The organism is Chromobacterium sp. LK1, assembly GCF_001043555.1.
In the GTDB taxonomy this organism is placed as follows: domain Bacteria; phylum Pseudomonadota; class Gammaproteobacteria; order Burkholderiales; family Chromobacteriaceae; genus Chromobacterium; species Chromobacterium aquaticum.
Genome location: NZ_LDUI01000005.1, coordinates 143,019 through 165,228 on the forward strand (window position 1 = coordinate 143,019; position 22,210 = coordinate 165,228).

The 22,210-nt window shown below is 63.1% G+C and carries 22 protein-coding genes; 9 read left to right on the top strand and 13 right to left on the bottom strand.

Annotated elements, in window-relative coordinates:
- Window positions 1-9 precede the first annotated feature (9 nt).
- From VI26_RS03640 to bioB, 7 genes are all read right to left on the bottom strand, one after another.
- Window positions 10-558, bottom strand: a complete 549-nt coding sequence (locus VI26_RS03640; RefSeq protein ID WP_048408376.1) for a GNAT family N-acetyltransferase — start codon at window positions 556-558, stop codon at window positions 10-12.
- A 22-nt stretch (window positions 559-580) separates the two neighbouring features.
- A complete protein-coding gene (gene bioC, locus VI26_RS03645; RefSeq protein WP_048408377.1) occupies window positions 581-1,489 on the bottom strand; it encodes a malonyl-ACP O-methyltransferase BioC in 909 nt (302 codons plus the stop codon).
- The gene (gene bioH / locus VI26_RS03650) at window positions 1,486-2,250 is read right to left on the bottom strand and encodes a pimeloyl-ACP methyl ester esterase BioH (RefSeq protein ID WP_048408378.1); all 765 of its coding nucleotides are present in this window, start codon (window positions 2,248-2,250) and stop codon (window positions 1,486-1,488) included. Before bioH ends, bioC begins: the two co-directional genes overlap by 4 nt.
- A gap of 24 nt (window positions 2,251-2,274) precedes the next feature.
- On the bottom strand, window positions 2,275-2,904 hold the full coding sequence (locus VI26_RS03655) for a class I SAM-dependent methyltransferase (RefSeq protein ID WP_048408379.1): 630 nt from the start codon (window positions 2,902-2,904) through the stop codon (window positions 2,275-2,277).
- On the bottom strand, window positions 2,894-5,743 hold the full coding sequence (locus VI26_RS03660; RefSeq protein WP_082150864.1) for an EAL domain-containing protein: 2,850 nt from the start codon (window positions 5,741-5,743) through the stop codon (window positions 2,894-2,896). The genes VI26_RS03655 and VI26_RS03660 overlap by 11 nt, the downstream gene beginning before the upstream one ends.
- Before the next feature lie 72 nt (window positions 5,744-5,815).
- The gene (gene bioF, locus VI26_RS03665) at window positions 5,816-6,970 is read right to left on the bottom strand and encodes an 8-amino-7-oxononanoate synthase (RefSeq protein ID WP_048408381.1); all 1,155 of its coding nucleotides are present in this window, start codon (window positions 6,968-6,970) and stop codon (window positions 5,816-5,818) included.
- 114 nt (window positions 6,971-7,084) lie between these two features.
- Window positions 7,085-8,068 (bottom strand): biotin synthase BioB, encoded by a 984-nt coding sequence (bioB, locus tag VI26_RS03670; protein ID WP_048408382.1) that lies wholly within the window; start codon window positions 8,066-8,068, stop codon window positions 7,085-7,087.
- Between the two features lie 144 nt (window positions 8,069-8,212).
- On the opposite strand from bioB, the gene VI26_RS03675 reads away from it, so the two are divergent.
- From VI26_RS03675 to VI26_RS03685, 3 genes are all read left to right on the top strand, one after another.
- A complete protein-coding gene (locus tag VI26_RS03675; protein WP_048408383.1) occupies window positions 8,213-8,923 on the top strand; it encodes a ComF family protein in 711 nt (236 codons plus the stop codon).
- 40 nt (window positions 8,924-8,963) lie between these two features.
- Complete coding sequence (locus VI26_RS23585; RefSeq protein ID WP_081555202.1) at window positions 8,964-9,428, top strand: tRNA (cytidine(34)-2'-O)-methyltransferase; 465 nt, start codon at window positions 8,964-8,966, stop codon at window positions 9,426-9,428.
- Between the two features lie 132 nt (window positions 9,429-9,560).
- Window positions 9,561-10,433, top strand: a complete 873-nt coding sequence (locus VI26_RS03685; protein ID WP_048408385.1) for a septal ring lytic transglycosylase RlpA family protein — start codon at window positions 9,561-9,563, stop codon at window positions 10,431-10,433.
- A gap of 178 nt (window positions 10,434-10,611) precedes the next feature.
- Here the strand turns inward: VI26_RS03685 and yihA are convergent, their stop codons facing one another.
- Window positions 10,612-11,244, bottom strand: a complete 633-nt coding sequence (gene yihA / locus VI26_RS03690) for a ribosome biogenesis GTP-binding protein YihA/YsxC (RefSeq protein ID WP_048408386.1) — start codon at window positions 11,242-11,244, stop codon at window positions 10,612-10,614.
- Window positions 11,245-11,335: 91 nt separating this feature from the next.
- Between yihA and VI26_RS03695 the strand changes: the two genes are divergently transcribed.
- The 6 genes from VI26_RS03695 to VI26_RS03720 all read left to right on the top strand — a co-directional run bounded on the left by VI26_RS03695 (window position 11,336) and on the right by VI26_RS03720 (window position 17,797).
- A complete protein-coding gene (locus VI26_RS03695) occupies window positions 11,336-11,953 on the top strand; it encodes a cytochrome c (protein ID WP_048408387.1) in 618 nt (205 codons plus the stop codon).
- A 199-nt stretch (window positions 11,954-12,152) separates the two neighbouring features.
- Window positions 12,153-14,174, top strand: a complete 2,022-nt coding sequence (locus tag VI26_RS03700; protein WP_231580950.1) for a cytochrome c biogenesis protein ResB — start codon at window positions 12,153-12,155, stop codon at window positions 14,172-14,174.
- Window positions 14,174-15,319: a c-type cytochrome biogenesis protein CcsB gene (gene ccsB, locus VI26_RS03705; protein ID WP_048408443.1), complete on the top strand. Its 1,146-nt coding sequence runs from the start codon at window positions 14,174-14,176 to the stop codon at window positions 15,317-15,319. Before VI26_RS03700 ends, ccsB begins: the two co-directional genes overlap by 1 nt.
- A 134-nt stretch (window positions 15,320-15,453) precedes the next feature.
- Window positions 15,454-17,034: a TerC family protein gene (locus VI26_RS03710; protein ID WP_048408388.1), complete on the top strand. Its 1,581-nt coding sequence runs from the start codon at window positions 15,454-15,456 to the stop codon at window positions 17,032-17,034.
- Window positions 17,021-17,380, top strand: a complete 360-nt coding sequence (locus VI26_RS03715; protein ID WP_048408389.1) for a GIY-YIG nuclease family protein — start codon at window positions 17,021-17,023, stop codon at window positions 17,378-17,380. The genes VI26_RS03710 and VI26_RS03715 overlap by 14 nt, the downstream gene beginning before the upstream one ends.
- A gap of 75 nt (window positions 17,381-17,455) precedes the next feature.
- Window positions 17,456-17,797 carry a hypothetical protein gene (locus VI26_RS03720; protein WP_048408390.1) on the top strand — a complete coding sequence of 114 codons (342 nt, stop codon included), beginning with the start codon at window positions 17,456-17,458 and terminating at the stop codon, window positions 17,795-17,797.
- 202 nt (window positions 17,798-17,999) lie between these two features.
- Here VI26_RS03720 and VI26_RS03725 read toward each other — a convergent pair whose 3' ends face one another.
- From VI26_RS03725 to rsmA, 5 genes are all read right to left on the bottom strand, one after another.
- Window positions 18,000-18,734 (bottom strand): amino acid ABC transporter ATP-binding protein, encoded by a 735-nt coding sequence (locus tag VI26_RS03725; RefSeq protein WP_048408391.1) that lies wholly within the window; start codon window positions 18,732-18,734, stop codon window positions 18,000-18,002.
- Window positions 18,735-18,739: 5 nt separating this feature from the next.
- The gene (locus VI26_RS03730; protein ID WP_231461587.1) at window positions 18,740-19,411 is read right to left on the bottom strand and encodes an ABC transporter permease subunit; all 672 of its coding nucleotides are present in this window, start codon (window positions 19,409-19,411) and stop codon (window positions 18,740-18,742) included.
- Window positions 19,411-20,151 carry an amino acid ABC transporter permease gene (locus VI26_RS03735; RefSeq protein WP_048408392.1) on the bottom strand — a complete coding sequence of 247 codons (741 nt, stop codon included), beginning with the start codon at window positions 20,149-20,151 and terminating at the stop codon, window positions 19,411-19,413. Before VI26_RS03735 ends, VI26_RS03730 begins: the two co-directional genes overlap by 1 nt.
- A gap of 150 nt (window positions 20,152-20,301) precedes the next feature.
- On the bottom strand, window positions 20,302-21,207 hold the full coding sequence (locus VI26_RS03740; RefSeq protein WP_048408393.1) for a glutamate/aspartate ABC transporter substrate-binding protein: 906 nt from the start codon (window positions 21,205-21,207) through the stop codon (window positions 20,302-20,304).
- 126 nt (window positions 21,208-21,333) lie between these two features.
- Entirely contained in the window at window positions 21,334-22,131 is a 798-nt protein-coding gene (rsmA, locus tag VI26_RS03745; protein ID WP_048408394.1) for a 16S rRNA (adenine(1518)-N(6)/adenine(1519)-N(6))-dimethyltransferase RsmA, read from the bottom strand.
- Window positions 22,132-22,210 lie beyond the last annotated feature (79 nt).

Sequence of the window (22,210 nt, forward strand, 5' to 3'; positions counted from 1 at the left end):
ATCAGGCTTTCAGACATCGGCGGCAATCAGCGCCGCCCCAACGGACGCGGAATCCAGCATCACATAGTTCAGATGCCGCGCGCCCTCCAATTCGAAATAGCATTCGCCGTGGACGTCCATCTCCAGTCGGCGGTAGAACGCGATCGCGCGCTCATTGCCGTGCCACACCGTCAGCCACAGGCGAGCGGGCTCCGGCAGGGCGAGCGCCCAACGCCGCGCCGCTTCCAGCAAGCGCCGGCCCAGGCCTTCGCCGCTACGGCTTTCCACCAGATAGAGCCGCTCGACTTCCACGGTGGCGAAGTCGCAGCCCTGACAGCGGCTGTCCCGCTTCAACAGCGCGTAGCCGATCAGGAAATCATCCTGCTCCATCACCAGCAGATGATGCGCGGGATCGGCGATCAAGGCCTCGAAATTCGCCGGCGTGAATTCGCTCAACACATAGTTGGCCATGTCCCGACGCACACCATCGGTGACATAGGTACTGAGCCACACCTGGATGGACAGGGCGGCGAGACAACTGGCGTCCCCTGGGCGCGCTGCGCGGATTTCCACTCCCATTCAGGGCTCCTGATTGCGCCGTCTATTCGGCGCGCGGCGGTTTCTTGACGAACTCGATCACCTGGCGGCCATCGTCGCTGACCTTGGCCAGCTTCTTGCCGCTGCCCTTCCACGCATGGCCGTACACCACTTCGTAGGTGGCCGGCAGCTTGCCGTCGCGGCGCCGGTCCTCATAAGCCGCCTCCACCCGCTGCCAGGCATGCTTGCCCATCAGGCCGCGGCCGCGGCCGCTGGTGGCGTTGTGCGCGCCTATCGCTTTCAGGTCGGCCATCACATCGCGCGCGCGACCATAGGTCAGCACGATTTTTTCCATGTCCATCACCGGCTCGGCGAAACCGGCGCGCATCAGCGCATCGCCCAGGTCATGCATGTCGATGAACTGGTTGACGTGAGTGGCGCGGTCGATGCCGGCGAAGGCATCGCGCAGCTCGTGCAGGGTGTCCGGCCCCAGCGTGGAGAACATCAGCATGCCTTCCGGCTTCAGCACGCGGCGGAATTCGGCGAACACCTTGTCCGGCACATTGACCCACTGTATCGCCAGGCTGGACCAGATCATGTCCACGCTGGCGTCGGCCAGCGGCAGCCGCTCGATGTCGGCCACCACCTGCCACGGCAGGCTGGGGCGGAACAGCTTCTTCAGCAAGCCGTCGCCGCTTTGCTGCTTGGCGCGCGAGGCCTGCAGCATCGCCCGCGCCAGGTCCAGTTCCAGTACCCGCGCCTCCGGATACTGGCTGCGCAATTGCGCCGCGCCGTAGCCGGTGCCGGCGCCGGCGTCCAGCACCACTTGCGGCTGGAACTTGATGTACTGCAGCCGTTCGGCCATCCGGTCGGAGACTTCGCGCTGCAACACCGCGGCGGAATCGTAGCTGGCCGCGGCCTTCTCGAATGAGGCGCGCACCCGCGCCTTGTCGGTGTAGAACGCTTCTGTCATGCGTGGGCATCCAAATGCTGGGCAAGCGCGGCGAGGAACTCGGCCTCGTGCGACAAGAACGGCGCATGCGACGCTTGCGGGAATTCATAAAGCCGGGCGTCGGCCAGCTCGGCGGCCAGCCAACGGCCGGCGCCGATCGGGGTAATGGCGTCGCGGACGCCGTAGAACAAGCCCACCGGGCAGCGGATGCGGCCAGCCAGCGCGCGCGCATCGGCTTCCAGCAGCAATTCCAGCGCCGGCAGCAGGCCTTGCGGCCGGCCATGGGAGAACAATTCCGCGCGCAAGGCCTTCAAGGTGTCGCGCGCCGACGGCGCGCCCATCATCTGCAAGGCGAGAAAACGCTCCAGCGTTTGCTCGAAGGCGCCGTCCAGGCTGGCGGCCACCGCCTCGATGGATTTGCGCTCCTGCGCGTGCGGCCAACTCTCGTCGCGCACGAAGCGCGGGCTGGTCGCCACCAAGGCCAGGCTCTTTATCTTGTCCGGATAGCGAGCGGCCCAATGCTGGGCGACCAGGCCGCCCAACGACCAGCCCACCACCTGCGCCGGCAGCGGAAAGGCCTGGTCCAGCAGATCGGCCACCGCGTCGGCGTCGAAGGAGGCCAGCGGGGCGGAAGCGCCGTGGCCCGGCAGGTCGACCAGATGCACGCAATGGCTGGCGGCCAAGCGCTCCGCCACGCGGCTGAACACGCCGCCGTGCAAACCCCAGCCGTGCAGCATCACCACGTCCGGGCCCTGGCCCAGCGTTTCAACAAACAGACTCATGGACGATTAAATGAGGGGAAACCGTCATTTTCGCAAGATCGCGATGCGAAAGAAACCTCCAAGGCCGGCATCTTCGTCATGAACCTTGCGCAAGCGACACGCCGCCAGGATATCCGCCAGCCTCCGGTTGATATCGGTGGCGATCACGCGCGACAGCAGATTGCCGGCGCTGCGCAATAGCGAGGGCCGCTGATCGTCGTGCAGGAACTTGTCGAACACCGCCACCCGGCCGCCGGGCTTGAGCACGCGCTCCACTTCGCGAATGCAGGCCCGCGGGTCCGGCACCACCGCCAGCGCCAGGTGCAGCACCACCGCGTCGAAGCTGGCGTCGGCGAACTCCAGCGCCTGCGCGTCCATCACCCGGGCATCCACCTCCATGCCCAGCGTCGCGGCGTGGGCGCGCAAGCGCGCCAGCATGCCGTCGGAGATATCGATGGCGACCAAGTGGCGACAACGCACCATGAAGTCCAGGTCCAGGCCGGTGCCGGCCGCGACCAGCAGGATGCGCTCCTCCGGCTGGGGATTGAGCAGCGCGATGGAACGGCGCCGGCGCGCGGCGAAAGCCTGCGCCAGCCGGTCGTAAACCGGCGCGTACAGATTGTAGCGCCAGCGGTTGAAAACCTGCGGCCAGCGCCGCCAGCGGCTAGGCTCCATGCTGGAACTCCCGGCGGAAGCGCGCCAGCCGCTCCCAGTCCATGCCCTGGGCCGGCGCCGGGGCGGCGAAATAGAAACCCTGCAGCTTGCCGCAGCCCATCTCCTTGAGCATGGCCAGCTGGGCGGCGGTTTCCACGCCCTCGGCCACCACGTCCAGGTCCAGCGCCTTGGCCAGCGCCAGAATCGCGCGCACGATGGCCACCGATTCCTGCTGACGGTCGAGATCGAAGACAAAGGATTGGTCTATCTTCAACACATCGAAACGAAAGCGGTGCAGATAGGACAGCGCGGAATAGCCGGTGCCGAAATCGTCCAGCGCCAGCCTCACGCCCAATTCATGCAGCGCGTGCATCACCGTGGCCGCGATCTCAGGCTGGTCTATCAGCGCGCTCTCGGTGATTTCAAGATGCAGCATCGCCGGCGGCAGGCCGTAATGGCGGATGCGCTCGCCTATCCAGCCAGCCAGTTCCGGATCGTGGAAATGCGCCGAGGACAGATTGATGTGCAAGGCCACTTCCGGGCCCACCCTGCCTTGGGCGCGCCACAGTCCCATCTGCGCGCAGGCGGCGTTCAGGATGTAGCGGTCCAGCCGGGTGATCAGCCCGCTTTCCTCGGCGATGGGCAGGAACAAGCCGGGCGAAATCAGGCCGCGCAGCGGATGCTGCCAGCGCGCCAGCGCCTCGAAGCCGACCAGTTCACCGCTGTGACCGTCGATGAAAGGCTGGAAATACGGCTGTAACTGCCCTTCCTCTTCCAACGCGCGGCGCAGTTCGCTCTCCAGCGCCAGTTGGTCCGCCTGGTTGATGCGCAGCTCGTGATTGAACAGAGTATAGCCCTGCCGCCCCTGCTGCTTGGTGCAGTACATCGCGTGATCGGCGTCGCGCAGCAGGTCATCGGCCTTGTGATAATGCTCGAGATCGGCCAGCACCACGCCGACGCTGGCGGTGGAAAACACCTCGCGGCCGGCCAGAATCACCGGCCGATCGAACTCGTTGACGATGCGCTGCGCGATGCGCTCGCAGTCGCCGCCGCCATCCATGCCGAACATCAGCACCGCGAACTCGTCGCCGCCCAGCCGCGCCAGAAAGTCGTAATGGCGCAGGCAGGTACGGATCCGCGCGCCGGCCTCGAACAAAAGATGGTCGCCGGCCAGGTGACCAAGGGTGTCGTTGACCAGCTTGAAACGGTCCAGATCGATGAACAGCACCGCGAAGCGCTCGCCGCTACCATGGATATACGCGTCCCAGGCCCGGCGCAGGGTCTTGGAGAAATAGCTGCGGTTGGGCAACTTGGTCAGCGGATCGTGCAGGCTGTCGAACTCCAGCTGGGCGTTGACCGCGTCCAGCTCGCTGGTGCGTTCGCGCACCCGCTGCTCCAGTTCGGCGTAGGCCGCTTGCAGGCTCTCCAAGGCCTTGACCCGGGTCAGCGCCGCGCCGATATGGTTGGCGACGAACTCCAGCACTTCCTGATCGCGGAAGTTATAGCTCACGTCCTCGTCGTAACTCTGCACCGCCAACACACCCAAGAGATCGGTCCCGCAATACAGCGGCACGCCCAGCCAACTCTTGGGCCGCGGCAAATCGGCGCTGGCTTCCGGCTGGCGGTTCTGTTGCGAATAGGGGTCGATCAGCAAGGGGCGGCCGCTATGCAACACCTGCTCGATAAAGCCCTTGCCCGGACGGTGCGGCTGTAACGGCGGCGCGTACTCATCTGCGCAATAGGGAAAGCTGATGCGGTCTTCCAATTGATCGTACAAGGCCACCAGGCAGTTGCGCGCCGGCACCATCTCCGCCAGCAAGCGGTGCAGCCCGCCGAGGAAGGCTTCCAGCGACAGACTGGTATTCGACAACTCGGCGATGCTGAACAAGGCGCCCTGGAAACGCTCGGCGCGCTGGCGCTCGGCCACTTCGGCGCGCAGCCTCGCGTTGGCGCCTTCCAGCTCGCTGGTGCGCAGCCAGACCTGGCGCTCCAATTGGCTGCGGTGCAGCACCCGTTCCAACACGAAGCCGACATGGCGGGCGGCGAACAGGAACAGCTGCTGCTCGGCCGAGGTCAATTGCGTCTGATTTTCGTACAGCTGCAGCACCACCGCGCCTATCACATGGCCGCCGGCATTGAGCAAGGGCGCGCCCATCCAGCTGGCCGGCAGCAGCCCTTGCCGGCTCAGTCCCTCCTGCTGGCACACTTCCAGCAAACGCTCCCGGCTCAGCACCACCGGCTTGCCGCCGCGTATCAGCCAGGCGGTCAGCGACGGCGCCTGGCCGGCCAGCGGGAAGACGGCATCGCTGGCGGGAGGAGCGGGATCGCGCTGGTCGACATAAAACGGGAAATGGATGACTTGGGCCTCGTCATCGTACAAGGCGATGTAGAAATTGCTGGCGTCCATCAGCCGCATCATCTGCCGATGCAGGCAGGGCAGCACTTGATCGATGGTGCCGCACTCCTCGGCCAGTTGCGAGATATCGAGCAAGGCGTCGTTGGCCGCGCGCGACGCCGCCTGCTCCGCGCCCAACCGCGCGCACAGCAAATGGGCGCACAGCAGCGCGGCGGCCTCGTTCAACGCCGGCCCGGCATCGCCGCGCCACACCAGCCAGCCCAGCAATTGCTCGCCGGCGCGCAAAGGCATCGCCTCGCAGCCCGCTTCCAGCCGGCCGCCGCCGGCCAGCGTTTCGGCACTGGGCAGCGCATCGGCGGCGCCGATGGCGGCCAGCAATTGCCAGGCCTCGCCCAGCTGCCGCCACACCGCGGCAATGCGCACCCCGCCCTGCCCTTGCAGCAGAGACAGCGCCATCGCGGCGGCCTGCTCAGGCGTCGCCAGATATTCAGCCATGCTCTTCATGTGATTATCGTAGTATGAGTTAGCTGGAAAATCCGGCCATGCCGGCGCGCCCCTCCCCATGGGCGCGCGGACTCAGGGCGCCGCGTCGCCCCGAATACAGGACAACAAGCGCTGCAAGTGCTCCGGCTCATGCATGGCCGACAAGGACAGGCGCAAACGCGCCGCGCCTTCCGGCACCGTGGGCGGGCGAATCGCCGGCACCCACAGCCCGTGATCGCGCAGGCGGCCGGCCAACGCCAGCGCCTGTTCATCGCTACCTATGATAAGTGGCTGAATCGGCGTCCGGGAAGCCCCTACGGAGTATTCTCCTCCGGACAGTCCGCATCTAATGGTTTCGATCGACGCCCTCAAGCGCGCGCGCCTGTCGTCGGCCGCCTCTATCAAACGCAGGCTGGCCAAGATCGCACAGGCCAACGCTGGCGGCTGGGAGGTGGTGTAGATATAGCTGCGCGCCGAATTGATCAGCCAATCGATTAGCTCGCCGCCGCCGGCGATGAAGGCGCCGGCCACGCCGGCGGCCTTGCCCAGTGTCGCCATATAGATCAGCCGCGGGCTGGATAGGCCGTGCTCGACCAGCGCGCCGCGCCCCTCGCCCAGCACGCCGAAACCATGCGCGTCATCCACGTACAACCAGGCATCGTAACGCTCGGCCAAGGCCAGCAGCGCCGCCAGCGGCGCCTCGTCGCCATCCATGCTGTACACCGACTCCACCGCGATCAGCTTGGTTTTGGCGTCGGACTCGGCCAGCAGCCGCTCCAGCTGCGCCAAGTCGTTGTGATGGAAACGCTTGAACTCGGCGCGGCTCAGCCGGCAGGCGTCGTTCAGCGACGCATGGTTCAGACGGTCGGCGAACACCGCGTCGCCGCGGTCCAGCAGGCTGCTGACAATCGCCAGATTGGCCGCGTAGCCGGAGCCGAACAATAATGCCGCCTCTTGGCCGACGAATTCCGCCAGCGCCTCTTCGGCTTCTTGCTGCACGCTGAAATGACCGGCCAGCAAATGGGAAGATCCGCCGCCCACGCCCCAGCGCTCAAGGCCCTGCTGCGCTGCGCGCACCAGCGCGGGATGGTCGGCCAGTCCCAGATAGTCGTTGCTGGCGAAAGAAAGATAGGAACGTCCGTCCACCACCACCTCGACCCCTTGTGGGCTATCGATGACCGCGCGTTGGCGGCGGCGGTGGGTGGCGGAAAGGTCCAACAGGGCGGCAGGCAGGTCTTGAAGGCGCATATCGGCTCAAATATCCCGTGAAAAGGGCTTGGCGGCGGCCGGCAGGCCGAGCGCCGAAGCTACTCCTTATATATACATTTTTTACATCGCCCGCGAATCCGCCGCCCAAACCACTCAAAGCGGCGCCAGATCAAGCTTTTCCAGCAGTTGCCGGTCGGCGTCCACTTCGGGGTTGCCGGTGGTCAGCAGCTTGTCGCCGTAGAAGATGGAATTGGCTCCGGCGAGGAAGCACAAAGCCTGGGTGGACTCGTCCATTTCACGGCGACCGGCGGACAAGCGCACATAGGTTTTGGGCATCACGATGCGGGCTACGGCGATGGTGCGCACAAACTCGGTCCAGTCCAGCGGCGCGGCGCCTTCCAGCGGCGTGCCCTCTACCTTGACCAACTTGTTGATCGGCACCGATTCCGGCTGCGGCTCTAGATTCGCTAGCTGTGCAATCAGACCCGCGCGATCGTTGCGGGTTTCATTCATGCCAACAATACCACCGCAGCACACCGACAAACCGGCATTGCGTACTTTTCCCAAAGTGTCGAGTCTGTCCTCGTAGTCGCGCGTGGCTATGATATCGGAATATTTGTCCGGTGAGGTATCCAGATTGTGATTGTAATAATCCAGGCCCGCAGCCTTCAGCTGTTCGGCCTGGCCCTCCCTCAGCAAACCGAAGGTGGCGCAGGTTTCCAGACCCAGTGCCTTGACCTCCTTCACCATTTCCAGCGTTTTCTGCAGGTCCGCGTCCTTGGGGCCGCGCCAGGCGGCGCCCATGCAGAAACGGCCGGCGCCATTGGCCTTGGCCGCGCGCGCGGCGCTCAATACCTCGTCCACGGTCAGCATCGGCTGATTGGGTACCGGGGTGTCGTGATGCGCCGACTGCGGACAATAACCGCAGTCCTCGGGACAGCCACCTGTCTTGATGGAAATCAGCGTCGACAGCTGCACCTTGGTCGGGTCGAAGAACTGGCGGTGGATCTCGGCGGCGCGAAACACCAGCTCCATGAAGGGCAGCGCCAACAGCGCCTCGATTTCCGCCACAGCCCAGCTGGCGGACTCGCGGTGCGGGGTGGCGGAAGGCTTGAATTCGATAGCGGAAGAATGCATGGTCAATCCTGGCAGTGGTCTCGTCCCGACGGAGGAAGCCCTTGATCGATCAAAGGAATTCCGGATTGCGCCGCCGGGATCGTCGGAATGCCACGCCCGGCCGGGCGTGGAGCGAATCAGCCGCATCTTGCTGGGGAGGGACGGATGCTGTCAAACCTAACGCAGCTCATAATTGACAAGTGCACAATATTTAATCAACCCTGCCTGCTCTGCGGCGACTGGCGCGCTCGGCGTGGTTTTTGCGCCGCTTGCCGCGAACAACTGCCGCGGCTGCCCGCCACCCAATGCGCGCGTTGCGCCGAGCCCCTGGCCGCGGCCGGCCTGTGCGGGCAGTGCCAACGCCGCCCTCCCGCCTTCGACGCGCTGCACGCGCCCTATTTGTTCGACTACCCGATCGCTGCGCTGATCCATGCGTTCAAATACGGCAAGCAACTGCAAATGGGCGTGGCGCTGGGCAGTCTATTGGCTGATTTCGCCGCCGGCCACGCCCATGAATATCACTTTGTCATTCCCGTTCCATTGGCAAAAGAACGACTTGCCGAACGCGGTTTCAACCAAAGCCATGAGCTGGCGAAAGCAATCACTGTTACAATGGCAAGCCGTTTGAGCGCGGACTTGTGTTGGCGAAAATACAACACTCGGCCGCAAGCCTCGCTCGGGCGCGCCGAACGCCGGAAAAACCTCCGCCATGCTTTCGGCGTAAATTGCCGCTGTGACGGGCTTTCCATCGCCATTGTCGATGACGTCGCCACCAGCGGCGCCACCCTGTCGGCACTGGCCGAAATTTTGAAAAAACAGGGGGCAAAACGGGTCGATGGCTGGGTGCTCGCCAGGGCCTTTTCTCCTAAAACTTGACCAAGATTTTGATTCTTTGGAACAATCCAGCCTGCCAACGATGTTCACTGTAATTCTTTTTCAGCCGGAAATACCGCCCAACACGGGCAATGTGATTCGTTTATGTGCCAACACCGGCTGTGAACTGCATCTGGTCAAGCCCATGGGCTTCCCTTTGGAGGATGCCAAGCTGCGACGCGCGGGACTCGATTATCACGAGTACGCTCGCGTTGTGGTTCATGAGGATTGGGCGGCTTGTCAAGAGACTTTGCGCGGACGGCGGATTTTCGCCGCCACCACCAAGGGCTCCGAGCGCCATGACCGGATTTCCTATCAACCTGGGGACGTTTTTTTGTTCGGTCCCGAATCCCGCGGTCTGCCGCCTGAAGTGCTGGAGTCATTGCCTCCGCAGCAGAGGATTCGTTTGCCGATGCGTCCCGAATCAAGAAGTCTCAATCTTTCGAACGCGGTCGCGGTGACAGTGTTCGAGGCTTGGCGACAGCTCGATTTCGCAGGGGGAAGCTGAAGCGGTTCGCAGATCGGCCCAACAAGGGACTCTGGAAAGCCTAGCCCAAGCGCTTGCGGGCAAGCGTTTAGCGTCATGATGTTCAACGGCGCGCAAGGTTTTGCAGTGGTTCCGACAGCATAAGGGAGATCTATGCAATCAGTACTCCGATGGCTGTGGCTTGTGTTCGTCAGTCTCGTACTCGTGGCCTGTTCCACCGTGAAGACGGCCAGCGCCACCAACCAGTCGGCGTCCTCGTCGACCGGCAACAAGAAAACCGTTGCCAAGAATGGAGCTTATTTCCAGAACGATGGTCCCGCCGACCATATTCCGGTCAACCTGAACCTGGTGCCGGATGCCGTGCCGCAGGAAGAGCCGCTGATCAAGTCAGCCAACCTGCCCTATACGGCGCTGGGCATGAGCTTCCGCCCCGACACGCGCGAAAAGCCCTATCAAGCCACGGGCCGTGCCTCCTGGTACGGCAAGCAGTTCCATGGCCGCAAGACGTCCTCCGGCGAGCGCTACGATATGTTCGCGATGACCGCCGCCCATCCAACGCTGCCGATCCCGAGCTATGCCCGGGTCACCAATTTGAACAACGGCAAATCGGTGGTGGTGCGCGTCAATGATCGCGGCCCCTTCCACCGGAACCGCCTGATGGACCTGTCCTACGCCGCGGCCTACCGCCTGGGCTTCATCAAGCAAGGCAGCGCCAAGATCGCCATCGAGCGCGTATGGCCGGACGCCGGCGGCGAGAACATCGCCAGCACCCGTCCCGTCAGTGCCGCGCTGCGCGCCGAGGACACGCCCAAGTTCCTGCAGCTGGGCAGCTTCTCCAAGCTGTCCAACGCCGAAGCCATGGTGCAGAAGATGCTGGGCGAGATGGACGACAAGTACGAATCCAAACTCGGCATCGTGAACCAGGAAGGCGTCTACAAGGTTCGCCTGGGGCCGTTCCGCTCCAGCGACGCGGTGCGCAACGCCGCCGAGAACCTGCATGTGGAGACCGTGGTCACCAGCCTGTAAGGCTTCCACGCAGTCATAAAGCAAAGGCGAAGGATGATTCCTTCGCCTTTGTCGTTTTCGTCGCCCATAAAAAACCCCGGCAAGCTGCTGCCGGGGGTAAGCCTGATCAATCAGGCCCCGCTCAGGGAGGCAAGCGGGAGGTGTTGGCCACCTGCTAGCTTAGGTCCGCGGCCGCGGCTTAAAGTTCCGGCTCCGCCTCGTCCTCGGCGGCCGGCTGTCCCAAGTGCTGGTCGAACCAGTTGTTCACCACTTGCTCCACTTCCTCCACGCCGCTCTTCTTCAGGCTGGAGAACATCTGCACGCTGACGTCCGGATAATCGTTCAGCTCGCGCTTGACCAGCGCCAGCACCTTGGACTGCTCCTGGCGCGACAGCTTGTCGGCCTTGGACAGCAGGATGTGCACCGGCCGCCGGGTCACCCGGAAGAACTCCAACATCTTGCGGTCCAGCTCTTTCAAGGGATGACGCGCGTCCATGATCAGCAGCAGGCCGATCAGGCTCTGGCGCGATTGCAGATAGCGGCCCAACAGTTCCACCCAGTGCGCGCGCACCGCTTCCGGCACCTCGGCATAGCCATAACCGGGCAAATCGACTAGAAAACATTCGTTGCCCAGCTCAAAAAAGTTAATGTGCTGAGTACGGCCCGGCGTCTTGGAAACCCGCGCCAGGCGGGCATGGTTGGCCAGGGTGTTGATGGCGCTGGACTTGCCGGCGTTGGAGCGGCCGACGAAAGCGACTTCGGCTCGCGTCGGCGGCAAGTCCTTCATATGATTGACAGTGGTATAAAATCTGGCGTTTTGAAAAGTCGACATAGTAGTAAGGGTGAAATCAGTTGGTATAGAATAGCAGGTTTGAAATTGCCACTTTTACAGATATTTAGGGATAGCCCCTAAAGGAGCGACCATGAAACGTATGATGCTGTTGGCGATGGCGGCTGCAACCCTGGCCGGAAACGCGTTGGCGGCGGCCCCGGTAGCCGCCAAGGCCGACCCGGTGAAGGCCAAACAGATCGTCGAAACGGTTTGCGCGGCTTGCCACGGCACCGACGGCAACAGCGTAGCCGCGGCCAATCCCTCGCTGGCGGGTCAGAACGCGCATTATCTGTACACCCAGTTGAAGGCGTTCAAGGAAGGCGTACGCAAGAACCCGACCATGCTGGGCATGGCTTCCACGCTGTCCGAGGACGATATGCGCAATGTCGCCGCCTACTACAGCGAGCAGAAGCCCAAAGATCGCGAAGCGTCCGACAAGACCCAAATGCCGCTGGGCGCCAAGATCTACCGCATCGGCAACAACGGCACCCACGTGCCGGCCTGTATGTCCTGCCACGGTCCCTCCGGCAAAGGCCTGCCCGACCAATACCCGCGCCTGGGCAGCCAGCACGCCGGCTACATCGTCAAGCAGCTGAACGACTTCAAAGCCGGCGCCGATCGCAAGAACGGCCCGATGCAGGATATCGCCAGCCGCATGAGCGACGCGGAAATGAAGGCCGTGGCCGAATACATTTCCGGCCTGCGCTGAGCGCCAATGCCGGCCGGCCGCGCCGCCTTCGCGGCCGGCCGGACATGACGGCCCGCAAGGGCCGCGCCGTGTTGGGAACTCCGCGCCGCTTGCGCCAGACGGCGCCATCCGCACTTCGAGACGCGCCGGCAACTTTGTCCGGCACCCCGGCTCAAAAGGGAAGACCCGTTCACGGGCTTTCCTTTTTGCACTTTACGCCATGATGAAAAAAACTAGCCGCAACGGCCTGGCGCATGCCTGGTATGAATTGCTCAGCTCGATGCGCTTCGCCATCGGCCTGCTGACGATACTGGCCATCGCCTCGATAATCGGGACCGTGCTCAAGCAGAACGAGCCTTATCCCAACTATGCCTTCGAGTTCGGTCAATTCTGGTTCCAGGCCTTCGAATGGCTGGGCTTATACGACGTCTACCACTCCGCGTGGTTCCTCACCATCCTCGCCTTCCTGGTGATTTCCACCAGCTTGTGCATCCTGCGCAACGGTCCCGGCTTCATCAAGGACATGCGCGCCTTCCGCGAAAAAGCCTCCGACAACTCGCTGGCGGCGATGAAGCACAGCGCCAGCTTCCCGGCCGCCGGCTTCGACGCCGACGCCGCGCGCGCCTATCTACAGGCGCAGGGCTTCCGCGTCAAGGAACAGGCGCGCGACGACGGCCTGATGCTGGCGGCCAAGAAGGGCGCGGCCGGCAAGCTCGGCTACTTCTTCGCCCACATCGCGCTGGTGGTGATCTGCATCGGCGGTCTGCTGGACGGCAACCTGCCGCTGAAAATCGCGGAGCTGGTGGGCAGCGTGGTGCCGGAGACCCGCGACATCCCGCAAAGCCAGATTCCGGCCGCCAGCCGGCTAGACGCCAGCAATCTGTCCTTCCGCGGCAATGTCACCATCGCCGAGAACAAGAGCGCCGACGTCACCTTCCTCAACGCCGGCAACGGCTATCTGGTGCAGGAACTGCCCTTCATCATCACGCTGAAGAAGTTCCATGTCGATTACTACAGCAACGGCATGCCCAAGCTGTTCGCCAGCGACATCGTGGTCACCGACAAGGCCAGCGGCAAGAGCACCGAGGCCACGGTCAAGGTCAACCACCCGCTGATCGTGGATGGCGTCGCCATCTACCAGTCCAGCTTCGGCGATGGCGCCTCCCCGCTCACCTTCAAGGCCTGGAACCTGGCCGCGCCGCAATCGCGCCCGGTGGAGGTCAAGGCGGTGTCCATGTCCAGCCAGCCGCTGAAGGCCAATGGCAAGGATTACACGCTGGAGCTGGGCGAATTGCGCGTGTTCAATATCGAGAACACCGGCAAGCCGCAGGACGGCGCGCCGCGCACCCTGTCCCAGCGCATGCAGGACGCGCGCGAGGTCAAACAGGACAAGCAGCTGAAAAACCAGGGCCCGTCGATCAGCTTCAAGCTGCGCGACGCCCAGGGCCAGGCGGTGGAATACCTGCATTATATGGCGCCCATCCAGCAGGACGGCGCCAGCTACCTGATGGCCGGCGTGCGCAAGACCGTGGCCGAGCCCTTGCAATACGTGCGCATCCCGCTGGACGACGAGATGAGCGTGGAGCGCTTCATGCGCTTGCGCGCCGCGCTGCTGGACCCGGCGCGCTATGATGAAATCGCCCGCCGCGCCGCGCAAAAGGCGCTGAAGGGCGACGCCATCAGCCCGGCGATGCAGCAGCAGTTCACCGACAGCGTCAAATGGGTGCTGGCGCGCTTCGGCGACAGCGGCTTCATCGGCCTGGAGAAATTCCTGGACGATAGGGTGCCGCAGGATAAACGCCAGGCGGTGGCGCAGACTTACATCAAGATCCTGCAAGGCGCGGTAGTCGATGTGATGGCGGTGGCCGATGAAAAAGCCGGCCAGAAACCGATGCCGCTGGACAGCGGCCATTACCGCTTCCTGCTGGACAGCCTGGTGGCGGTCAGCGCGCTGCATGATTACGGCACACCGGTGTTCCTGCAGCTGGACGGCTTCGAGCAGGTACAGGCCTCTGGCCTGCAACTGACCCGTTCGCCGGGCAAAACCCTGGTCTACCTGGGTTCGCTGCTGCTGGTATTCGGCATCATCCTGATGTTCTACGTGCGCGAACTGCGCCTGTGGGTGCGCGTCAACAGTACCGAAGTACGGGTGGCGATGACGTCGAACCGGCATAATCGCGACCTGGACGGCGACTTTGCGCGCCATACTCAACTCATCAAACAGCTGGTACGAGGTGCATGATGGAACTGGCCCACGCTTCTTTCTCGCAGCAGCCGCTTTTGAAACGGCTGAACCTGGCCGACTGGCTGTACGCGCTGCTGGTGCTGGCCGCCGCCGGCTACAGCTATGTGCTGTACAACCATTACATGGACGTCTACGAGCAGGCCATCCTGGCCGGCTCGGCGCTGGGCCTGATCGGACTCGGCTGGTTCTGGAAATCCTGGCGCTGGTTCTTCCCGCTGGCCGGCTGTATCTCGCTGCTGGCGATACAGGTCTACCAGCATGAGCTGGCGCGCGGCCAAACCGCCTTCCTGCTCAAATACATGCTGTCCAGCCAGTCCTCCATCATGTGGATGTGCACGCTGTTCTTCCTGGCCGCCTTCGCTTACTGGTGCGGGCTGCTGACCCGCTCCGACACGCTGAACCGCATGGGCAGCGGCCTGACCTGGGCCGCGGCGGTGATGGGGCTGGCCGGCTTGTTCACCCGCTGGTACGAAAGCTATCTGATCAGCCCGGACATCGGCCACATCCCGGTATCCAATCTGTACGAAGTCTTCGTGCTGTTCACGCTGATCACCGCGCTGATGTATCTGTACTACGAAGCCAAGTACGCGGCGCGCCAGATGGGCGGCTTCGTGCTGCTGGTGATCTGCGCCTCGGTCGGCTTCATCCTGTGGTATACCTTCGACCGCCAGGCCCATGAAATCCAGCCGCTGATCCCCGCGCTGCAATCCTGGTGGATGAAGATACACGTGCCGGCCAACTTCGTCGGCTACGGCGCCTTCGCCATCGCCGCCATGCTCGGCGTCGCCGAACTGCTGGCGCTGAAGGGCTGGCTGCGGGACAAGCTGCCGCCGGCCGAAGTGCTGGACGAGGTGATGTACAAGGCCATCGCCGTCGGCTTCCTGTTCTTCACCATCGCCACCATCCTGGGCGCGATGTGGGCCGCCGACGCCTGGGGCGGCTACTGGAGCTGGGACCCGAAGGAAACCTGGGCCTTGATCGTGTGGCTGAACTACGCCGCCTGGCTGCACATCCGCCTGGTCAAGGGCTGGCGCGGCGCGCCGCTGGCGTGGTGGGCGGTGGCGGGCTTGCTGGTCACCAGCTTCGCCTTCCTCGGCGTCAATATGTTCCTGGCCGGCCTGCACTCCTACGGCGGCCTGTGAGCCGAGTGGACGAACCCCGCCGCGGCGGGGTTTTTTCATGAGTTCCGCGCATCGGACAAGGGAATTTTGTTAATCCCACTCCGACTGTGCTATTTTTACCCCGTTTTTATTTATAAGGAATTTGCGCTTTCATCATGGACGTTTCGTGGCTGTCTGATCCTTCTGCCTGGCTGGGCCTCCTCACGCTGATCATCCTGGAGGTGGTGCTAGGCGTTGACAACCTGATCTTCGTCGCCATCCTGGCGGAAAAACTCCCCCCGCACCAACGCGACCGCGCGCGCATCACCGGCTTGTCGCTGGCCCTGATCATGCGCCTGATCCTGCTGGCCAGCATTTCCTGGCTGGTGACGCTGACCGCGCCGCTGTTCCACGTGTTCAGCCAGCCCTTCTCCGGGCGCGATCTCATCATGCTCGGCGGCGGCGTGTTCCTGCTGTTCAAGGCCACCACGGAATTGCACGAACGCCTGGAAGGCGTGGATGAAGTCAAAAGCAACGGCCAGAAAGCCTATGCCGCCTTCGGCACCGTCGTCGCCCAAATCCTGGTGCTGGACGCGGTGTTCTCCATCGACTCGGTGGTCACCGCCATCGGCATGGCCGAACACCTGCCGGTGATGATGCTCGCCGTCATCATCGCCATGATGATGATGATTGCCGCCAGCAAGCCGCTGACCGCCTTCGTCAACGCCCACCCCACCGTGGTGATGCTCTGCCTGGGCTTCCTGCTGATGATTGGCTTCAGCCTGGTGGCCGAAGGCTTCGGCTTCCATATTCCCAAGGGCTATCTGTACGCGGCCATCGGCTTCTCGGTGCTGATCGAAGCCTTCAACCAGGTGTCGCAGGCCAACCGCATCCGCTATCTGAACCGCAGCCAGTCGCTGCGCGAGCGTACCGCCAACGCGGTGCTGAGCCTGATGGGCAGCAAGCTGACCAGCCCCAGCGCCGACGAAGGCAAGGTGGAGGACAGCAAGGATGCAGAAGCCCAGGAAGCCTTCGCCCAGAACGAGCGCGCGATGATACACAGCGTGCTGACGCTGGCTGAGCGGCCTATCCGCGTGATCGCCACCCCGCGCGCCGATGTGCACCGCCTGGATTTGAGCCAGGGCCAGGACGCACAGCGCAAGGTGCTGCGCGACAGCCCCTACTCGCGGCTGGTGGTGATCAAGGATGGCAGCATAGACGAGCCGCTGGGCATCGTCGCGCGCAAGGATCTGCTGACCCAGCTGCTGGACGGCGGTGAAATGAATATCGACGCCGCGCTGCGCCAGCCGCTGGTGCTGCCGGAAACCGTCTCCGTGCTCAAGGCGCTGGAAAGCTTCCGCCAGCATTCGGCGGACATGGCCTTCGTGGTCAACGAGTTCGGCAGCCTGGAAGGCATCGTCACCCAGAAGGACCTGATGGAAGCGATTGCCGGCGAGTTCCCGGAAGAGCACGAGCGCCACGAGCGGCCGGCCATCATGGCGCTGGCCGACGGCAGCTACGACGTGGAAGGCAGCCTGGAGCTGGTGACGCTGGAGCAGCACATCGTGCTGGGCGATTTCGAGGATGAAGACTTCCACACCGTGGCCGGCCTGTTGATGGACTGCCTGGAGCGCATTCCGCGCGAGGGCGATGAAATCACCGTCGGCGAATGGAAGCTGCGCGTCACCTTGCAAAAAGGCAACCGTACCGAGCGGGTGCTGATCAGCCCGCTGGCCAATCTGGATGCCAGCATCTAAGTCCGCCGTTTCCACGCAGACACAGGGCCGGGGCACTCCCCGGCCCTGGTTTTTATATGTGCTGCGCTGCCGCGACGGCGCGCTCTACACCGGAGTCACCACCGATGTGGCGCGCCGCTACGCCCAGCATGCCGCGGGCAAGGGCGCGCGCTACACCCGGCTCAATCCGCCGCAAGCGCTGGCCCTGGTGCTGGTCTGCGCCGGCCGCTCCGAGGCGCTGAAGGCCGAACACGCGTTCAAGCGCCTGGACCGCGCCGCCAAGCTGGCCTTTCTGCAGCGACACGCTCCCGCGGACGGGGATTTCTCAGTTTTCATGTCGCCACCGGCCTGCGGCAACACAGATTAACCAGCCTTAACAAACACTTGCGGCATTCTCTCCTAGGCTCACATCTGGCAGTCATTGCCATCCAAGGAGATCAAGATGAAAACGAACGCTCGCCCCCTCATGCTGGCCAGCCTGCTCGCCGCCAGCCTATTGTTCGCCGCCCAGGCCCGGGCCGAATCCGAATGGCAGAAAGAGCATCCGCGCCGCGAGGAAATCAATCAGCGCCTGCACCATCAGGACCACCGCATCAATCGGGAGCTGAAGGACGGCAAGATCAGCCGCGACGAAGCTCGCAAGCTGCACCGCGAAGACCGCGACATCCGCCAGCAGGAACAAGGCATGGCCAAGATGGACCACGGCCACATCACCAAGCAGGAGCAAAACACGCTGAACCAGGAAGAAAACCAGGTCAGCCAACAGATCAAGAACGGCAACTGATCGCGCCGTCCAAAGAAAAAGCCCGCCAAACGGCGGGCTTCTCTTTAGCCAGAACCTGGCTTAGAACCTGTTCATAGTCTGCTGCGCTTCGGCGATACGGCGTTGAAAACAACTTCGAAATGCTCATGTACCGCGGTACATTCCGCTTTCTCAGCCGTTTTCTCCTTGTCTCGCTCTTGCTCGCGAGACTTTGAACAGGCTCTTAGTGCTGCAGGATCTTGGACAGGAAGTGACGGGCACGCTCGGAGCGGCCATCGATATCGCCAAAGAATTCGTCCTTGTCGCAATCCTCGACGATGTGGCCCTGGTCCATGAAGATCACGCGATTGGCCACGCGGCGGGCAAAGCCCATCTCGTGGGTCACGCACATCATGGTCATCCCTTCGTGCGCCAACTCGGTCATCACGTCCAGCACCTCGTTGATCATCTCCGGGTCCAGCGCGCTAGTCGGCTCGTCGAACAGCATCGCGATCGGGTCCATCGCCAAGGCGCGCGCAATCGCCACCCGCTGCTGCTGGCCGCCGGACAACTGGCTGGGAAACTTGTCGGCGTGCGCCTTCAGGCCCACCCGGTCCAACAGTTTCAGGCCCTTGTCGCGCGCCTCGTCCTGGCCACGACCCAACACCTTGACCTGGGCGATGGCCAGGTTCTCGGTGATGGACAAGTGCGGAAACAACTCGAAATGCTGGAACACCATGCCGACGCGGCTGCGCAGCTTGGGCAGATCGGTCTTGGGATCACCCACCGAAATGCCGTCGACGATGATCTCGCCCTTCTGGAACGGCTCCAGCGCATTGACGCACTTGATCAGCGTGGACTTGCCGGAACCGGACGGCCCGCACACCACCACCACCTCGCCCTTGGCGACCTGGGTGCTGCAATCGGTCAACACCTGGAACTGACCGTACCACTTGCTGACTTGCTTCAGGGAAATCATTGCGCTCATACAGCCAACCTTTTCTGCATGCGCTTCACCAACACGGAAGCGCCGAAACTGATCACGAAATAGACTGCGCCGGCAAACAGCAGAAACTCATGCGGCAAGCCGACGATATCGCCCTTGGAGCGGGCGGTATTGAGGAAATCCATCAAACCGACAGCGTACACCAGCGAAGTGTCCTGGAACAGGATGATGGACTGCTGCAACAGCAGCGGCGTCATCTTGCGGAAGGCCTGCGGCAGGATCACCAGCCGCATCACCTGGCCGTAATTCATCCCCAGCGCGTAGGCGGCGCCGGCCTGGCCCTTGGGAATGGCCTGGATGCCGGCGCGCACGATCTCGGAGAAATACGCCGCCTCGAACATCACGAAGGCCACCAGGCAGGAGGTGAACGCGCCCACCGGCTCCAGATTGCCGGTGATCCAGTTCAACAGCATGGGCACCACCAGGTAGAACCAGGAGATCACCAGCAGCAGCGGAATCGAACGGAAGTAGTTGACGTAGAACTTGGCGAGCGGCGCCAGCACCCGGTGGTCGGACAGCCGCGCCAAGGCCAGCAAGGTGCCCAGCACCACGCCGCCCAATACCGCCATCACCAACAACTTCAGGGTCAGCTGCATGCCCTGCCACAATCCCGGCAGCGCCGGAACGATCTGACTGAAATCCAATTCCATCACTTGCCCCCCATCATGCCGGGAATGCGCACGCGCCGCTCGATCCAGGCCATCAGCGTCATCAAGCTCATATTGAGCACGAAATAGATGATGGTGGCCAGGGTGAAGGCCTCAAAGATGTTGGCGGAAAACTCCGCGGTCTGCTTGGTCTGCGCCAGCAGTTCCATCAGGCCGATCAGCGAGGCCACCGAGGAGTTCTTGAAAATATTCAAAAACTCGCTGGTCAGCGGCGGGATGATGATGCGGAAAGCCTGCGGCAGCAGCACATGGCGGTAGACCTGCGGCAGGGTAAAACCCATGGCCTGCGCCGCATTGCGCTGGCCGCGCGGCAAGGCCTCGATGCCGGTGCGCACCTGTTCGCACACCCGCGCAGCGGTGAACAGCCCCAGGCACACCACCACCGACAAAAAGGCGGAAGTGGCCGGCGCCAGGTCCTGCTTGAACCAGGTCTGCATGCCCTCGGGCAGCAGATCCGGAATCAGGAAGTACCAGACAAAGAGCTGCACCAGCAAGGGCACATTGCGGAACAACTCGACATAGGCGGTGGCGATGCCGGCCACCCAGCGATTCGGCACCGTGCGCATCACGCCCAGCACCGAGCCCAGCGCCAAGGCGATCGCCCAGCCGGCCAGCGCCACGGCGATGGTCCAGCCCAGGCCGGTGACGAACCAGTTCAGATAGATTTCGCTACCCACCCCGGTGGACTTGAAAAACACCATCCAGTCCCAGTGGTAATTCATGCTTCACTCCCACAACGCCAGCCCGCCGGCTGCCGGCGGGCCGCGGCCGGCGCACACGGCCAGCCACACACAAAGAAAGCGGGTACGGCCGCGCGCGCCGTCCTCCGCGCGACAGCGAGGAGGACGGGGCGGCGACGCGCCAACCGCGACTTACATCTGCTCGGCAGACTTGTCGGTCGGCTTGGCGATCAGCTCCTTGAATTCATCGGACATCGGGAAGTTCAGGTTCAGGCCCTTGGGCGGCACCGGGCTGGTGAACCACTTGGCGTAGATCTTGTTGACCTCGCCGGACTTGAAGGTATTGCTCAGCGCGCTGTCCACCACCTTCTTGAAGGCGGCGTCTTCCTTGCGCAGCATGCAGCCGTAGATCTCGTAGGACTGGGCCTTGCCGGTCACCACCCAGTTGGCCGGATTCTTGGCCTTGGCCATTTCGCCGTACAACAGCGCGTCGTCCATCATGAAGGCGGCGGCGCGGCCGGATTCCAGCATCAGGAAGGATTCGCCGTGGTCCTTGGCCGAGATGATGTTCATGCCCATCTTCTTGTCGGCGTTCATCGCCTTGATCAGACGCTCGGAGGTGGTGCCGGCGGTGGTCACCACGTTCTTGCCCTTCAGATCCGGGAAGTCCTTGATGCCGGAGGTCTTGGCGGTCAGCAAGCGGGTGCCGATCTCGAAGATGCCCACCGAGAAGCCCACTTGCTTCTGGCGTTCCACATTATTGGTGGTGGAGCCGCACTCCAGATCCACGGTACCGTTCTGCACCAGCGGAATCCGGGTCTGGGAGGTCACCAGATTGTACTTGACCTGCAGGTTCGGCATTTTCAGCTCTTTTTTCACCTGCTCTACCACTTTATTGGCCAGGTCCACCGAATAGCCCACCGGCTTCTGGTTGTTGTCGTAGTAGGAAAACGGGATCGAGGCATCGCGGTTGCCCAGCACGATCACGCCGGAATCTTTGATCTTCTTCAAGGTGCCGGTCAGTTCGGCGGCCATAGCCGGAGCGGCGCAGAAGGCGCCCAGAGTGGCGGCACAGATCAGGGTAGAGCGAATACGCATGAAGTTTCTCCTTGTTCACTTCCTGTGATAGACAATCCCCGCCGATCAAGCGGCGGGAACGGACGACTCTTTGTAGTGCGGCGGGCGCTGAACGCCCGCTCGTATTTTTTGGTGTGTAAGGCCCGCTTACTGACGCTTGGCCTTGTGGCCCTTCGCGCTCAGATAATTGGCCAGCCGAACGTAATCCTCCACCGGCAGGTTTTCCGGGCGCAGGCCGGGGTCCATCTCCAGCGCGGCGAAGCCGTCCGCGTCCAGCAGGCCCTTCAAATTGTTCTTCAGCGTCTTGCGCCGCTGCGAGAACGCCGTGGTCACCACTTGCTCCAGCAAAAGCTCGTCGCTGGCCACACCGCAACGGCCCGGCGCCGGAATCATCCGCACCACGGCGGAGTCCACCTTCGGCGGCGGCCAGAACGCTTCCGGCGGCACGTGCAGGATGTTCTCCATTTCAAAACGGTACTGCAACATCACCGTCAGCCGTCCGTAATCGGCGGTGGACGGTTCCGCCACCATGCGCTCGATCACCTCTTTTTGCAGCATGAAGTGCATGTCGGTGACCTTCTGGCCGTAAGTGGCCAGATAGAACAGCAGCGGCGTGGAAATGTTGTACGGCAAATTGCCGACTATCTTCAGCTTGCCTTCCGCCACCGAGGCGAAATCGAAAGCCAGCGCGTCGCCGGCATGTATGCTCAGACGCTCGGCCGGAAACTCCGTCTGCAGGCGGCTGATGATGTCGCGGTCGATCTCAACCACGTGCAAATGCTTGAGCGCGGCCAGCAGCGGCTTGGTGATCGCGCCCAGGCCGGGGCCGATTTCGATGACGACATCGTCCGGCTGCGGATTCACCGCATGCACGATATTGGCGATGACGCTGGCGTCCTGCAGGAAATTCTGGCCGAAACGCTTGCGCGGAATATGTTTGTTCATGAAACCTGCTAATCAGTGCGAAAGAGCGGAGAAGCGCCGGGCGGCTTGCCGCCGCGCTTCATTGTAGAAGTCAATTTTC